At 46.4% G+C, this 15,979-nt stretch carries 13 protein-coding genes; 9 read left to right on the top strand and 4 right to left on the bottom strand.

All coding sequences use genetic code 11. From position 1 onward, the window contains the following. Positions 1-6: 6 nt before the first annotated feature. Complete coding sequence (locus tag AAHN97_RS17865) at positions 7-1,611, bottom strand: S41 family peptidase (protein WP_343303428.1); 1,605 nt, start codon at positions 1,609-1,611, stop codon at positions 7-9. Between the two features lie 113 nt (positions 1,612-1,724). Between AAHN97_RS17865 and AAHN97_RS17860 the strand changes: the two genes are divergently transcribed. The 8 genes from AAHN97_RS17860 to AAHN97_RS17825 all read left to right on the top strand — a co-directional run bounded on the left by AAHN97_RS17860 (position 1,725) and on the right by AAHN97_RS17825 (position 11,361). Beyond that, on the top strand, positions 1,725-2,573 hold the full coding sequence (locus AAHN97_RS17860) for an N-acetylglucosamine kinase (RefSeq protein ID WP_343303427.1): 849 nt from the start codon (positions 1,725-1,727) through the stop codon (positions 2,571-2,573). 8 nt (positions 2,574-2,581) lie between these two features. After that, positions 2,582-3,394, top strand: coding sequence for an N-acetylmuramic acid 6-phosphate etherase (murQ, locus tag AAHN97_RS17855; RefSeq protein WP_343303426.1), 813 nt, complete (start codon positions 2,582-2,584; stop codon positions 3,392-3,394). 44 nt (positions 3,395-3,438) lie between these two features. Next, positions 3,439-4,002: a hypothetical protein gene (locus AAHN97_RS17850; RefSeq protein WP_343303425.1), complete on the top strand. Its 564-nt coding sequence runs from the start codon at positions 3,439-3,441 to the stop codon at positions 4,000-4,002. A gap of 104 nt (positions 4,003-4,106) precedes the next feature. After that, the gene (locus AAHN97_RS17845) at positions 4,107-4,790 is read left to right on the top strand and encodes a succinate dehydrogenase cytochrome b subunit (RefSeq protein ID WP_343303424.1); all 684 of its coding nucleotides are present in this window, start codon (positions 4,107-4,109) and stop codon (positions 4,788-4,790) included. Positions 4,791-4,804: 14 nt separating this feature from the next. Further along, the gene (locus AAHN97_RS17840) at positions 4,805-6,778 is read left to right on the top strand and encodes a fumarate reductase/succinate dehydrogenase flavoprotein subunit (protein ID WP_343303423.1); all 1,974 of its coding nucleotides are present in this window, start codon (positions 4,805-4,807) and stop codon (positions 6,776-6,778) included. Positions 6,779-6,810: 32 nt separating this feature from the next. Then, positions 6,811-7,560 (top strand): succinate dehydrogenase/fumarate reductase iron-sulfur subunit, encoded by a 750-nt coding sequence (locus AAHN97_RS17835; RefSeq protein ID WP_343303422.1) that lies wholly within the window; start codon positions 6,811-6,813, stop codon positions 7,558-7,560. 244 nt (positions 7,561-7,804) lie between these two features. Then, positions 7,805-9,196 carry a Gfo/Idh/MocA family oxidoreductase gene (locus AAHN97_RS17830; RefSeq protein WP_343303421.1) on the top strand — a complete coding sequence of 464 codons (1,392 nt, stop codon included), beginning with the start codon at positions 7,805-7,807 and terminating at the stop codon, positions 9,194-9,196. A gap of 38 nt (positions 9,197-9,234) precedes the next feature. Further along, entirely contained in the window at positions 9,235-11,361 is a 2,127-nt protein-coding gene (locus AAHN97_RS17825; protein ID WP_343303420.1) for a S9 family peptidase, read from the top strand. 31 nt (positions 11,362-11,392) lie between these two features. On the opposite strand, the gene AAHN97_RS17820 is transcribed toward AAHN97_RS17825, so the two are convergent. Beyond that, the gene (locus tag AAHN97_RS17820) at positions 11,393-11,926 is read right to left on the bottom strand and encodes an HdeD family acid-resistance protein (protein WP_343303419.1); all 534 of its coding nucleotides are present in this window, start codon (positions 11,924-11,926) and stop codon (positions 11,393-11,395) included. 142 nt (positions 11,927-12,068) lie between these two features. On the opposite strand from AAHN97_RS17820, the gene AAHN97_RS17815 reads away from it, so the two are divergent. Beyond that, a complete protein-coding gene (locus AAHN97_RS17815) occupies positions 12,069-12,659 on the top strand; it encodes an RNA polymerase sigma-70 factor (RefSeq protein ID WP_343303418.1) in 591 nt (196 codons plus the stop codon). A gap of 32 nt (positions 12,660-12,691) precedes the next feature. Here AAHN97_RS17815 and AAHN97_RS17810 read toward each other — a convergent pair whose 3' ends face one another. Both AAHN97_RS17810 and AAHN97_RS17805 read right to left on the bottom strand, forming a co-directional pair. Continuing rightward, complete coding sequence (locus AAHN97_RS17810; RefSeq protein WP_343303417.1) at positions 12,692-14,317, bottom strand: hypothetical protein; 1,626 nt, start codon at positions 14,315-14,317, stop codon at positions 12,692-12,694. A 1-nt stretch (position 14,318) separates the two neighbouring features. Next, positions 14,319-15,977: a RagB/SusD family nutrient uptake outer membrane protein gene (locus AAHN97_RS17805; protein ID WP_343303416.1), complete on the bottom strand. Its 1,659-nt coding sequence runs from the start codon at positions 15,975-15,977 to the stop codon at positions 14,319-14,321. Positions 15,978-15,979: the final 2 nt, after the last annotated feature.

The following is a 15,979-nucleotide window of genomic DNA, read 5'->3' as shown; positions in this document are numbered from 1 at the left end:
CTTTTTTTATTTCAATTTCTTTACTTCTTCCACTGCTTTTAATATCACCGGATCGTCTGTATTACTTACCATATAGAATCCCTCACTTCGCCATAACTGCCTTGCCAGCAGGGCTTTGATCCTTACCCTTATTTCCGCCTCATCCTTTGCATTCATTTTGGCGGTGCTCACCTTTGCAGCTTCAGCATGTGCCCTGAAGGCATTGATCAGGCTATTATCTACCTGGAACTGCCGGTTGAAAGTGGCGGCATCTTTGTATTGTGAAAAGGATGCTGCATTGGCCGTATAATACTCATAGATAAAATCACCGAAGATGTTACGTGTGTACAGTTCCGTTAGGAAAGCAGAGTAACGCGTAGTATCAAAAGGCAGGAATACATCCGGCATGATCCCGCCGCCTGCATACACTGTTTTACCACCCGCTGTTTCATATTTGATGGTATCAACCGGGCGGATGCTGTCGCGGTTCAGGAACTCACCATGATTAAAGCGGTTGGCGATATCTTCGTCATAAGCCTCGCGGCCGTTCTGGTAGCTCTTTTGGATACTTCTGCCGGAGGGGAGATAATAACGGGCAATGGTCAGACGTAAAGTGCCGCCATTACTGAGGTCGAAAGGTTCCTGCACCAGGCCTTTACCAAAAGTACGGCGTCCGATGATCTCTCCGCGGTCCCAGTCCTGTATAGCACCGGAGAGCACTTCACTTGCAGAGGCAGAACCTTCATCCACCAGGATGGTGAGGCCGCCTTTCTCGAACAGACCGGGTTTGCTGCATTTGTAATCCTGCCTGGGAGAGCTTTTGCCCTGGGTATAAACAATCAGTTTATTGCCGTCCAGCAACTCATCTGCTATGCGGGTAGCCGCATCCAGCAAACCGCCGCCATTCTGGCGAAGGTCTATGATCAGTTTATCCATGCCTTCTTTCTGCAACTTGCGCACAGCCTGTACAAACTCTGTGTAAGTGGTAGCGGAGAATTTGTTTATCTTGATGTAACCGGTGCCGGGAGCAGTAATATAAGCTGCGTCCACACTGTATAAAGGAATAACGCCTCTCTTGATATTCACGTCCACCTTTTTGCTTCCACGCAGCATGGTCGCTTTCACGATGGAATTGCGGGGGCCGCGTAACAGTTTCCGGATCTTGTCGTTCGTAATGTTTTTACCTGCAACCTGAACAGTATCGTTCACCACCAGTATTTTATCTCCTGTGAGCACGCCTGCCAGATCTGAAGGCCCGCCGCTGATCACATTCATAATATTTACCGTGTCACGGATGATATTGAATTCAACGCCTATCCCTTCAAAGTTACCATCCAGGTCTTCATTCACAGCCTGCACTTTGGCGGGCGGGATGTAAATAGAGTGAGGGTCCAGGTGGCTGAGCAATCCTTCAATGGCTTCTTCCTGTGCGTCACCGAGGTCCAGCGTATCCACATATTTATACTTCAAAAGATCCATGACCTCCTGTAATGACCCCCGTTTATTGCTGAAAAAGATAGCGGAATCGCTGTTGCGCGCGGCCGGCATCTTATGCCCCAGATACATGCCCAGCGCTAATACCAGGGCAAATAACAACGGCAGGAACACTTTTAACTTTCTATTGTCCGACATATGATTTTTTAAATCGTTGACAGGGAAACCCCTTTTGCTTAACTTGTGACAAAAATAGCACATTCATAAGCAAAACATCTACATCTATTCTTTAATTTCATAAACGATCGGATATGGCTTCTAAAGTTAAGCTGGTAGCGGATAGCGGTTCAACAAAAACGGAATGGTGCCTGATGGACGGTAAGGAACGCCGCACGTTCTTTACACAGGGTATGAGCCCTTATTTCCTGACGAGTTTGCAGATTGAGGAACTCGTACGGGCGGAACTGTTACCTCAGCTGGGTGATACCATGCCTGATCTCGTTTTCTATTATGGAACAGGATGTGGTACAGAACAGAACCGTAACCTGGTACATAAAAGTCTTCACGGCATATGGCCTCATGCCAAAATAGAAGTGAATCACGACCTGATGGCAGCAGCCCGTGCGCTTTGCGGCCGTAGCAGCGGAATAGTCAGCATCCTGGGAACGGGTTCCAATTCCGGTTATTACGATGGAAAGGAGATTGTAAAGAACAATCCCGGTCTGGGTTATATCCTGGGAGATGAAGGCAGCGGCGCATTCCTGGGTAAAAAAGTAGTACAGTACTACCTCTATCAAACCTTTGATGACGAAATGCGTTTCCGCTTTGAGCAGAAATTCAATGTCTCCCAGGCAGATATACTGGAAAGTGTGTACCGCCAGCCACTTCCAAACCGTTACCTGGCTTCATTTACCCCTTTTCTCGCAGAGAACCGCGGGCATTATATGATTGAAAATATACTGGAAGACGGATTGAATGAATTCTTCTTCACACATCTTTATAAATACAGTGAAAGCTGGACAAGCCCTTTACATTTCACCGGAAGCATTGCATGGCACTTCCGCGATATCCTGGAAGAACTGTGCCAGTTGTACGAATTACAGCTGGGCCGGATCCTTAAAAATCCTATGGATGGGTTGGCCGTTTATCACGAGGAATAAAATCAGATATGGCATTTACTAAAGTAACCGAACAGGCAAGCAATTATCATCACCTGGAAACTATGAGCATCCAGGAAGTATTGACCAACATTAATAGCGAAGACAAAACCGTTCCCCTGGCTGTTGAAAAAGCCATTCCACAGATCACTGCACTCACTTCCGCCATTGCAGATAAAATGCTGGCAGGAGGCCGTTTGTTCTATATGGGCGCTGGGACCAGTGGCCGCCTTGGCATCCTGGATGCTTCTGAATGCCCTCCCACTTATGGTGTGCCGCAGGGGCTGGTAGTAGGATTGATAGCAGGAGGGGATTCTGCCATCCGCAGAGCAGTGGAAAATGCGGAAGACGACAGGGAACAGGGCTGGAGGGATCTGCAGCAATGGGCCATCAGCGATAAAGATGTAGTGGTAGGCATTGCCGCCAGCGGAAGCACTCCTTATGTATTGGGTGCGCTGGAAGCCTGTCAGAAACATGGTATCATTACAGGCAGCATCAGTTGTAACCCCGGATCACCCGTATCCCAATTTGCAGATTTTCCCATAGAAGTGGTAGTAGGCCCTGAATTTGTAACCGGCAGCACCCGTATGAAAAGCGGTACCGCGCAAAAGCTGGTATTGAATATGATCTCAACAACTGTAATGATCCAGCTGGGCAGGGTAGAAGACAATAAAATGGTGAACATGCAGCTCAGCAATGAAAAGCTGGTGGACAGAGGGGTGAAAATGGTGATGGAAGAGCTGGAACTGGCTGACTACGATACCGCCAAAACCTTACTGCTGGAGTTTGGCAGCGTAAAAAGGGCAGTCGATAGCAGACAATAAAAAAATTCCTAAATTGCCCTCCGGTAAACAGCTTTTGAACGATCATGCAGGACATAGAACCATTCTATAACTGGCGGCATTTATATACGGCCGAAGAGGATGAACTCTCTCCATTTTATGGACGGGAGTATAGCGAATTTGAATATTCCAATACCATATATAATTACTACATCCATCCCCAATGGGATGATTTTGGTGCCCCTAACCTATACATGAAGATCCTGTTTGTGGATTACCAGTTTAACTATGCCATTATAGAATTGCTGGGGGAATGGAATGATGCGGTGGAAAATAATGTCATGACCCTGAAACGGGATATTATTGACCTGATGACGGCCCAGGGGATCTATAAATTCATTTTCATAGGAGAGAACGTACTCAATTTCTATTCCTCCGATGATTGTTATTATGAGGAATGGTGGGAAGATATCCGTGATGAAGGTGGCTGGATAGTACTCCTCAATACCCCTCAGCAAACCCGGGATGAGTTCGAGAGCGCCCGGTTGTACAATTACGTCCACCTGCTGGATGAGCCTAAGTGGCGAACTTTTTTACCACAGCACTTGTTTAATCTGGTAGATAATAGCATGATGAAGCTACTAGAATAAGCCTTTTTAGTGATAAATATCATTTTGTTTTAATTTTTCATCTATTAAATTTGCCCGACATTTCACTTATTTATTCATACTAAAGGAAGCTTAGAACGTATCTTATGAAATGGTCGCAATTCTTCAATACCTCTATTGGTAAAAAATTGCTGGTAGGTGCTACCGGTTTGTTCCTGTGCTCGTTTGTGATCGTGCACCTGGCCGGAAACATCGCATTGCTCAAAGAAGACGGAGGTGAAGCCTTCAACACGTATGCGGCCTTCATGGGTCATAATCCCTTAATCCAGTTCATCGCATGGGGGTTAAAGATCATCATCATCGTGCACGCATTCCTGGCTATTCAGCTCACTATTCGTAACAGAGCCGCACGCCCCGTTAAATACGCGGTGAAGCCCGGTAACAAAACATCTTCCTGGTATAGCCGTCAGATGGCTGTCATGGGCAGTATCCTCTTCATCTTCATTGTAGTTCACCTTGCACAGTTCTGGTGGAGGATGCACTATGGGGAAATGAATGTTGCGCTCTATGAAGGCAAAGAGTACGGCAACCTCTACGAGGTAGTATGGTTCGCTTTTAAAGAATCCTGGATCGTGGCGCTGTATGTGATCGGTATGTTCGCACTGGCTTTCCACCTGATCCATGGGTTTAAAAGTTCCTGCCAGACCTTTGGCCTGAATCACAAAAAGTACAATGGTATCATCAACTTCATCGGGGTTTGGTTATTTGGTGTATTGATCCCGCTTGGTTTTGCTGTTATCCCTGTAGTTATTTACATTAAACAAATCTGATAAAGCTAGGATATATGTTAAACGCAAAGATTCCTGCAGGCCCAATGGAAGCTAAGTGGGCAGACTATAAAAGCCACGTGAAACTGGTGAATCCGGCTAACAAACGTAAGCTGGAGGTAATTATAGTAGGAACCGGTCTTGCCGGAGCCTCTGCTGCTGCTGCTTTGGCTGAACTGGGGTATAAAGTAAAAGCGTTTTGTTTTCAGGATAGCGCCCGCCGCGCGCACAGTATTGCTGCGCAGGGAGGTATCAATGCTGCAAAGAATTACCAGAACGATGGAGACTCTGTTTTCCGTTTGTTTTATGATACAGTAAAAGGCGGTGACTATCGTGCCCGTGAAGGAAATGTTTACCGCCTGGCGGAAGTAAGTGCTGCCATCATTGACCAATGCGTGGCGCAGGGTGTTCCCTTTGCCCGTGAATATGGTGGATTGTTGAGCAACCGTTCTTTTGGTGGTACACAGGTACAACGTACCTTCTACGCCGCCGGCCAAACAGGTCAGCAATTATTACTGGGTGCCTATTCTGCGCTGCAACGTCAGGTAGCATTAGGTAATGTGAAATTATACAGCCGCCACGAAATGCTGGATGTGGTAACGATAGACGGCAAAGCCCGTGGTATTATTGCCCGCGATCTGATCAGTGGTAAACTGGAAAGGCATTTCGGCCATGCCGTATTGCTTTGCACAGGTGGTTATGGTAACGTGTTCTACCTGTCTACCAATGCCATGGGCTCAAACGTAACAGCAGCCTGGAAAGCACACAAACGTGGTGCTTACTTTGGCAACCCCTGCTTTACACAGATCCACCCAACCTGCATCCCCGTTTCAGGAGATCATCAGAGTAAACTCACCCTGATGTCTGAATCCCTGCGGAACGATGGACGCATCTGGGTTCCCAAGAAAAAAGACGACAATCGCAAAGCTGTTGATATTCCCGAAGAAGAAAGGGATTACTACCTGGAAAGAAGGTATCCTGCCTTCGGTAACCTCGTTCCCCGCGATGTGGCCTCCCGTGCTGCAAAGGAAAGATGCGATGCCGGTTATGGTGTAGGCACTTCCAAAATGGCGGTATACCTGGATTATGCAGATGCTATCGTACGTTATGGCCAGATCGAAGCCAGCAAGAAAGGCCAGGATCATGCCAGCAAAGAAGATATCATCACATGGGGTAAAGCAGTAGTAGCCGAGAAATACGGCAACCTGTTCGACATGTACGCCAAGATCACTGGCGAAAACCCATATGAAATGCCCATGCGTATCTACCCTGCGGTACACTATACCATGGGAGGTCTCTGGGTGGATTATGAACTGATGACCACTGTACCTGGTTTGTATGCACTGGGAGAAGCTAACTTCTCAGACCACGGTGCTAACCGCCTTGGTGCTTCTGCACTGATGCAGGGGCTCGCAGATGGTTACTTCGTAATTCCTTATACTATTGGTAACTACCTGGCTGATGAAATTCATACCAAACCTATTCCGCTGGATCACCCTGCTTTCGTTGAAACAGAGAAAGCCGTACAGGATCAGCTGAATACCCTGATGAATATCAAAGGAGAACATTCCGTAGACCATTTCCACAAAGCCCTGGGCAAGATCATGTGGGATAAATGCGGTATGGCCAGGAATGAAGAAGGACTGAAAGAAGCTATCAAAGAAATACAGGCGCTGAAAGCGGAATTCTGGAGGAACGTAAGGATTCCCGGCAGTCAGAATGAATTCAACCCTGAGTTGGAAAAAGCTGGCCGTGTGGCAGATTTCATTGAACTGGGTGAGCTGATGTGCATGGATGCCCTGCAAAGAAGGGAGTCCTGCGGTGGTCACTTCCGTGAAGAATCACAGGAAGACGGCGGAGAAGCTTTAAGGGACGATAAGAACTTCCAGTTCGTAGCTGCATGGGAGTATAAAGGCCCGAGCAGCTTTGAATTGCATAAAGAAGCCCTGGAGTTTGAGATCGTGAAACCAACCCAGCGTAATTACAAATAAGGTTTGATAAGGAAAACATAAATCATTTCATTATGAAGCTCACATTAAAGATTTGGCGTCAGCAAAACACCCAGGCGAAAGGGAAGTTCGAATCCTACGAGGTTCCGGACGTTTCCAAAGACATGTCTTTCCTGGAAGTGTTTGATGTGCTGAATGAGCGTTTGATCAACGAAGGAAAGGACCCGGTTGCATTTGACCACGATTGCCGTGAAGGTATCTGTGGCGCATGCTCTATGTATATTAATGGCCGTGCACACGGTCCCTGGAATGAAACAACTACCTGTCAGCTGCACATGCGTGCATACAACGATGGCGATACCATTGTTGTAGAACCCTGGCGTGCAGCTGCTTTCCCTGTGATCAAAGACCTGACGGTAGACCGTTCAGCATTTGACCGCATCATCCAGGCAGGTGGTTACATCTCTGTAAACACAGGTAACGCCGTAGATGCCAACGCTATTCCCATTGATAAATTTGATGCGGACAATGCATTTGCAGCAGCAGCCTGTATCGGTTGCGGTGCTTGCGTCGCAGCTTGTAAGAACTCTTCTGCCATGCTGTTCACTTCCGCTAAAGTATCTCAACTGGCTTTATTACCACAAGGGCATCCTGAACGTAAACAACGTGCTATGGACATGGTAGCCCAGATGGATAAAGAAGGTTTCGGTAGTTGTACAAACACCGGCGCCTGTGAAGCAGAATGCCCTAAAGGTATTTCGCTCACGAACATTGCCCGCCTGAACCGTGAATTCATTGGAGCCGGTTTGAGCTCAGAAAAATAATTTGTATCACAAATTCAATATGGTTAAGCAAAAAAAGGAACCGTCTCAAATTAACTGGGACGGTTTTTTTCTTACCTTTAAGTACATCTTCCCATAGTTCTGATACTTTCTTACCCCTTCTTCACATAGGCTTCTCCTTGTCTTCTCCTTGTGTTCAGGTTGTCTTCTCCTTGCTCCGGGCATATTGTTAATTTAATATCATTATTTATTATCTTGGTACTGGACCCAATAACTTGAACAGATTATGTCAGATAATTCCCGCCGTAAGTTTATCAAGCAACTAGGCAGCACAGCAGCATTAATAGGAGCAGGTTCCCTCAGTGGCCTGGCCGCTGACCCTGCAAAGCAATATATCATTCAGCCCGCTAAACACAATATCAGCCCGAATGATAAGATCCGCATAGCAGGTATTGGTATGGGCATCATGGGCTTTGGGGATGTGAGCACAGCCCTGAAAGTACCGGGTGTGGAATTGGTAGCCGTGGCCGATCTGTATGATGGCCACCTGGAAAAAGCTAAAACCGTGTATGGTAACCATATTTTCACCACCCGTGATTACAGGGAGATCCTGGAACGGAAAGATGTGGATGCCGTGATCATTGCCACACCAGACCATTGGCATGATACCCAGGCTATTGCCGCCATGGAAAAAGGCAAAGCAGTATACTGCGAAAAACCCATGGTGCAACAGATAGAGGAAGGCCATAAAGTGATTGCCACACAAAAACGCACCAAAATGGTACTCCAGGTAGGCAGCCAGCGGGTAAGCAGCATAGCCCTGGCAGAAGCCCGGAAACGTTACCTGGCAGGGGATATCGGGCAACTGAACATGGTGGAGGCTAAAATGGACAGGCATAGCGCATTAGGCGCATGGCAGTATTCCATTCCACCGGATGCCTCTCCCAAAACAATTGATTTTGACACCTTCCTGAAAGATACAGCCAAGCTGCCTTTTGATCCCGTACGCTTTTTCCGCTGGCGGAATTACAAGGCCTATGGCACCGGGGTTCCGGGAGACCTCTTTGTACACCTCATCACAGGTTTGCATTTCATAACAGGCTCCAAAGGCCCTGAACGCATTTTTGCCAGCGGCAACCTGGTACAGTGGAAAGATGGCAGGGATGTACCGGATGTGATGGTAGCGGTATTTGATTACCCCGCTACTAAAGAACATCCGGCCTTCCAGATGACGTTGCGGGTGAATTTTGCCGATGGCAGCGGGGGAGGGGAATATACCCGCCTGATAGGAACGGAAGGTGTTCTGGAAATGGGATGGAACGATTTTAAGCTCAAACAGCATAAAGTACCCAAGGCTCCGGGTTATGGTGGCTGGGATACCTATAATACTTTCACAAAGGCCCAGCAGGAGGAATTTGCGAAACAATACAATGCCAAATACAGCGCAGCAGACCAGGCTGAACACAAGCCGGAAGAGTCTGTTTATAAGGCCCCTGCGGGTTATGACGACCGTTACGACCATTTCGTGAACTTCTTTGAGTCCATCCGCAACGGTAAACCCGTTGTAGAAGATGCCACCTTTGGTTTACGCGCTGCCGGCCCGGCTTTGGCAGTTAACGAAAGCTACTTTAAGAAGAAGGTGATCAACTGGGACCCGGAGAATATGCGAATTATCTGATTTATCGTTAAATTCAGTGATCCTAAACCTGTATCATTATGAAGCATTATGTTTTCCCACTACTTGCCATTACCACTATGATGGCTTGCAACACTACAGAAAAAAAGATTGAGCAAATGAATGTGACGCCGCCGACAGTTGAAAAGATCAAAAAAGAATTAACGGCCAACGGAGATACCCGTATCGATTATTATTACTGGCTGAATGAACGCGAGAACCCAAAAGTGATCGCATATCTTACAGCAGAGAATAAGTACCTGGACACGATGCTGTCTCCCGTAAAAGGATTCAGGGAAAAACTGTATGAAGAAATGAAAGGCCGCATCAAAGAAAAAGATGAAAGCGTGCCCTATTTCGAAAACGGTTACCTGTATTACACCCGCTTTGAAGAAGGACAGGATTATCCGATTCACTGCCGCAAAAAAGGCAGCGGCAGCGCTCCTGAAGAAGTAATGCTGAATGTGAATGATATGGCAAAAGGCCATGAATTCTTCAACGTGGCAGGGCTGAATGTGAGTCCTGATAACAAGCTGCTCGCTTATGGCGTGGATACAGTCAGCCGCAGAAAATACACCCTGTATGTAAAGAACCTGGAAACAGGCGAATTACTGAAAGACGTGATCTCCGAAACAACCGGTGGTTCCACCTGGGCGAACGATAACAAAACATTGTTCTATACCCGTAAGAACCCCACCACGCTTCGTTCTGAAAGGATTGTAAAACACCTGTTAGGAACAGCAGCTGCTGCTGATATGGAAGTATACTTTGAAAAGGATGAAACGTACAATACCTACGTGTATAAGACCAAATCAAAGAAGTACATCGTGATCGGCAGTGGCAGTACGCTTTCTTCCGAATACCGTATCCTGGATGCGGATAAACCCGGGGGAGCATTCAATGTATTTCATCCCCGTGAAAAAGATATGTTGTACGACATTGATCACAGGGGTGATAAATTCTTTATCGTTACCAACTGGGAAGCAAAGAATTTCCGTTTGATGGAATCCCCGCTGGATAAGACTTCTAAAGAAAACTGGAAAGAAGTGATCCCTCACCGCAGCGATGTATTACTGCAGGGGCTGGACCTCTTTACAGATCATATGGTACTGAGCGAACGCAGGAATGGATTATCCCAGCTGCGGATCATCAACACTACCACCAAACAGGAACACTATCTTGATTTTGGCGAACCGGCATATGTAGCCTACAGTGGTACCAATCCTGAAATGGATTCTAAAATACTGCGTTACGGATACACTTCCCTCACTACGCCCAGCTCTACTTTTGATTACAACATGGATACAAAAGAAAAAGAGCTGAAGAAACAACAGGAAGTGATCGGTGGATATGATCCGAAGAATTACGTAACGGAAAGACTGATGGCGAAAGCCACAGATGGTACAATGGTACCCATCTCCCTGGTGTATAAAAAAGGGTTTGAGAAGAACGGCCAGAAACCCTTGCTGCTATATGGTTACGGCTCTTACGGCAACTCTATTGAACCAACATTTTCTTCCAACCGCATCAGCCTGCTGGACCGCGGATTCTGTTATGCGATTGCGCACATCAGAGGCGGACAGGAAATGGGAAGGTATTGGTATGAAGATGGAAAGATGTTTAAAAAGAAGAACACTTTTACGGACTTCATTGATTGTGCAGAATACCTGATCGCACAGAAGTTCACCAGCAAAGAACATCTCTATGCAATGGGCGGAAGCGCAGGCGGATTACTGATGGGTGCTGTGGTAAATATGCGTCCTGATCTCTGGCATGGTATCGTAGCTGCAGTACCTTTCGTAGATGTGGTGACCACTATGCTGGATGAAAGCATTCCTTTAACAACCGGTGAATTTGATGAATGGGGTAATCCAAAGAACAAAGCTTCTTATGATTACATGAAATCTTATTCTCCTTATGATAACGTGGAGAAGAAAGCATATCCTAATATGCTGGTAACAACTGGTCTGCATGATTCCCAGGTGCAATATTTTGAACCTGCGAAATGGGTAGCCAAGTTGCGTGAACTGAAAACAGATAATAACCTGTTACTGATGGAAACCAATATGGAAGCCGGCCACGGCGGTGCTTCCGGAAGGTTTAAAGCCATTAAGGACGTTGCATTACAATACGCCTTCCTGCTGCACCTGGAGGGAATCGACAAATAGATCTGAGTTTGCGTAGGGATGTGCATCATTCCTACGCAAATTTCTTTAACCGCGCACCAACCGTGATCATAAAGATCCCAAAGAACAATGCGTAGATGCCCAGCCACCAGGAAATAACAACTACACCGGCCAGCGGTTGCATAAAGAGTAACACCCCAAAGATGATAGAGAAAACCCCTGCTACCACGAGCATCCATTCATTCTGAATTTCTTTTCGCAGGCGTACGGCCAGTATAATTTCAAGGATGCCGGTCACTACAGACCAGAGTGCTATCAGCCCAACCATAAAAACAACGGTAATACCAGGCATAGATAAACAAACAATGCCGGCTACTATACCCAGCAGGCCTTCCAGCACCAAAACCCACCAATGTGTATCCGTTTTCCGGATCCTGAATCCATGAGCGAGGGAGAAGATCCCATCCACTAAAAAATATGCGCCCAGGAACACCACGAGAATGGAAAGGGTAATAGATGGCCAGACAAAAGCCATGACGGCAAAAAGTATAGCCAGTACACCCCGCAGGACCACCAGCCACCAGTATTTAGCAAGTTCACGGATCATAAGAACATTTTTGATTAAACAGTTCATAATGAAAAATTGTTCAATATGGCTCCGCGGTATTAAGCGTTCCTTTGACCATTAACTGAATGTTCTTTATATTTGTTTAGGCATCATCCGGATTCACTTTTTATCTATTTCATAAATGGAACTTAGCGATATAGAACTGATCCTTTTATGGCAAAAGGGGGAAGAACTGGCATTTGAGGCGATCTATAAAAGATACGCAGTTCAGTTATTGTCCATTGCTTATCAGAAGGTAGGGGAGCGCGATATTGCTGAGGATATTGTGCAGGAAGTTTTCATTACACTGTTCAGGAATAAGGAAGCCGCGGATAGTATTTCTTCCTTGTTCGCTTACTTATATGTTACCCTCAAGAATAAGATCCTCGATGCCTATCGCAGAGATGTACTGCAAAGAAAATATCTTCATCATGTGAATACCAGTTTTGTTGATGAAAGGGATAACTCTCCTTATTTTCAGATAGAAACGAGAGACCTGGAGAAAAAGCTGGAATTTGAAATTGAAAGGCTGCCGCCGCAATGCGGAAAGGTATTCAAACTAAGCCGTCAGAAACATTTATCTAATAAAGAGATAGCGCTGCAACTGGGGATCTCTGAAAATACGGTAGAGCAGCATATGCGCAAAGCACTGCGGATACTAAGAGGTAACCTGCTCTACTACGATAAGAGCATGATGTTACTGCTCGTTATGCTGCATACACATCTTAATTAAAAAGTCCCGGTAGTATCGCCGGGACTTTTAATTTAATTACCGTTTGAAAGGTCTAAGGTTAGTACATTGGACCGGGGAGATATTCTGAAAGCAGTTCCTTCTAATGTAGAAAAATTCCCACTCACCGCTTTCACCACATATGGCATGCCTTCTGACTCACATTCAATACGGTCTGGTTTAATGTTTTTGTACGGCAGTGCCATATTACCTGCTGTCGTCATTTCGAGGAACCAGCTCACTTTTCCTTTCAGCTGTATCTTCATCGTTTTTTCACTGATCACCATCTCCAGTTTTCCGGGAATGCTCTGCAAAGGCCAGGACACACGCAGCTTATCTGCACCTGCTGAAGTGACAACAGGATCACCACCCTGAATGATCTCTTCTTTTCCATTCACCAGCGCCTTAAACCGTATACCTGCAAAAAGATCGCTTTTACTCCATAGATAACCATCCACAAAAGGGAGCGTGAAAAAGGTGCACTCATTGGAAGTGGCTTTCTGCGTGGTATAAACAGACGGGAATTTTTCATCGAAGAGATGTATATCCCTGATGCGTAATTGCCCGTTTTCCCAAAGGAGGTTCAGCCTGTAGAAACGGCTGTTGTACCACACCGTTTTTTTATCGCTGCCAGGCAGATCGTTATTCACCGTAAATGCAGTGGCAGGTGTTACCTTGAATTGCTTTTTAAACCAGGTACCGGAGGCCTCCAGTGTTTCCACTTTGATCTTTCCTTCATTCCGTAAACGTGCGATCAATGGCATTTGTATAAGGAATCCTTTTTCCATGGCTTCCCATGTGAATGAATTTTCCTGTCCTGCCTGTGTATAATTGAAGGCAAGAGACGCGCCTTCCACTAACTCCCTCATGAACCAGTATACCCAGGTGGAATCTCCTCCTGCTTTTGGATAAACCGGCTCCAGTGAGATCACGCCCTGCCTTTTTGAACCCAGGTTGGCATCATACTGCCGCACGGGATCGCTGCCCAGCATCCTGAATACAGGTACGGGTAACTGCTGTGCTGCATGTTGTGCAGGCATGTAGGAATTGAGCCTGCTGGGATAGTAAGCCTGGTTCCAGTAACCGCCCCATAAAGTATAACCATCAGTTCCATATTGGTCCTTGCAGTTGGCAGATGCCACGATGCCGTATTTATCATACATGTAATTCAATGTATGCGCATCAATGAACCAGGAAGCTACAGAACGGGGATAGTATCCAAATATCGCTTTGAAATCAGCCATGTACACATCCACGATCTTTTCGCGTTCCTCAGGTGTATAGCCTGTTGAAAAACCAACATCCGCATGCCAGTCCCAGGGATAACGGCCCCGCCATTTCAAACCGGCCTTTTCAATTAAAGGTTGCGGAAGTTCCCACCAGGCGCCTATTTCATATTCACCGCGTGGCAGTTTTTTTAATAAACTTTGGTACCGCTGGTCCATCAGCGCATCGTACTGCAACAGGAATGAACCACCAAGTTTATACTGCTGCATAATCTCCACCTGTTTTACCACCGTTTGATATAGTACATCCTGCGTGATCTTTGCATCACGTGGTTCCAGCAGGCGGATGAAATTAACGATGTTCACGATCTTTGGGCCATCGGCTTTCCCTATAAGCGGGAGAAACATGATCAGGCAAATCCAGATTTTCCTCATATTACCATTGTGGGTTTTGTGGCAGCGAATAACCGCTGGCCTGATAAAATGCTACTTCTTTTGTAGGCAGTGGCTGCCAGTAATGTTTAAGTGGATCGAATTTTCTATTGGACTCTGAGATCAGGAAACCATTGGCATCTGTTCTGTTCTGATACACGGGGTCACTGTAAGGCGCTCTCGTTTGCCAGTCTGTTCCTTTGATCCTGATGCCTTTTACATCTTGCGGTAATTCTGTTTCCGCTGTTTTCCAACGGCGCAGATCATCATACCGGAAACCTTCCAGCGCCAGTTCAATAGTTCTTTCCCGCCTGATCTCTTCCCGCATATTCAAACCGTTGCCGCTTACAAATGCATTGGTGAGCCGGGGCATGTTTACCCTGTTGCGGATGATGTTGATGGACTTGTCCAGATCATCATCTGAAATAGCCGCATTCTTTTCATACATCGCCTCTGCATAAGTAAGCAGGATCTCTGCATAACGGATCAGGTGCCGGTCAAATTCAAAGAGGCTCGCATCTCCGTTACGGCCGGAGTTATTGGCAGTAGCGTCTTCAGACATGTATTTGTAAAGGATGTACCCCGTATTGAAATTACGCTGTGGTTTATCCGGCCAGTTGGCCACTTTTACAATAGGATTGAATACACGGTTAGTTAAAGTGCCGGGGATGATCATGGTCATGGTCATACGCGGGTCCCTGTCATCGAATTCGGAAGAGAAGGTTGCATAGCCTTTGAACACAGTAGCGGGGTTAGTAATGGGAAGGCCGGTAGTATCCAGGTACATGTCTGCCAGTTTGCGGGTTGGGTTGTAACCAGACTGATCATATCCATAAGGAATATCCTGCCCCAGGATATTCCTGGCATAACGGCGGTCCAGGATAGATTCAGGAGAATCATCACCAGCTTCAATAAACAGGTAACGATAGCTTTGTGCACCGCTGCCTGTGTATAATCCATATTGCGTGCTGTTCATCACAGCAGTGGAGGCGGCAATGGCAGCATCAAGGTATTTATTGGCATTGGCTTCTCCATGGAACTTCTGCCAGGTACCTTCAAATAATGCCACCCTTGCAGCAAGCGCTGCTGCAGTACCACGGGTGATACGGCCAATGTCACCAGCTGCCAGTTCACTTCTCAGTTGAAGATCAGGTCCCGCATCCGCCAGGTCTTTCAAAATGAAGTCTACTGTTTCCGTACGGGTAGACCTTGCTGTGAAAAGTTCCTTATCGCCGGTGTTCAAAACTTTGGTGATAAGAGGTACACCACCGAACACGCGCAGCAGTTTGTAATAATACCAGGCCCTGAAGAACCGTGCTTCTGCTACATATCGTTTGATCAATGGATCTGTTGTGGCTGCACCTTTTTCGATCACATTATTAGCTGCGCGGATGTTATTATAGCTGCCCGTCCACTGACCGTTGTTTTCAGTTGGCTGATAGTTACCGTTGCTCACGGAGTTGGGATCATTGAAAGCAATATCGGATTCTGTATCCTCAAATCCGAACCTGTCCAGACCGTTGTACAGATTGTTGGCACCCAGCTTAAAGTCATTGGGTGTTTTCCAGAAGATGCCGTCTGTGATGGTGTCCTGCGAAACCAGGTCCAATTCTTTATTGCAACCCAGTATTAAGAATAGTATGATGAGATATTTTGATTTCATGT

The sequence above is a fragment of the Chitinophaga niabensis genome, assembly GCF_039545795.1.
GTDB lineage: Bacteria > Bacteroidota > Bacteroidia > Chitinophagales > Chitinophagaceae > Chitinophaga > Chitinophaga niabensis_B.
This window is presented reverse-complemented; position numbering and strand designations above follow the sequence as displayed.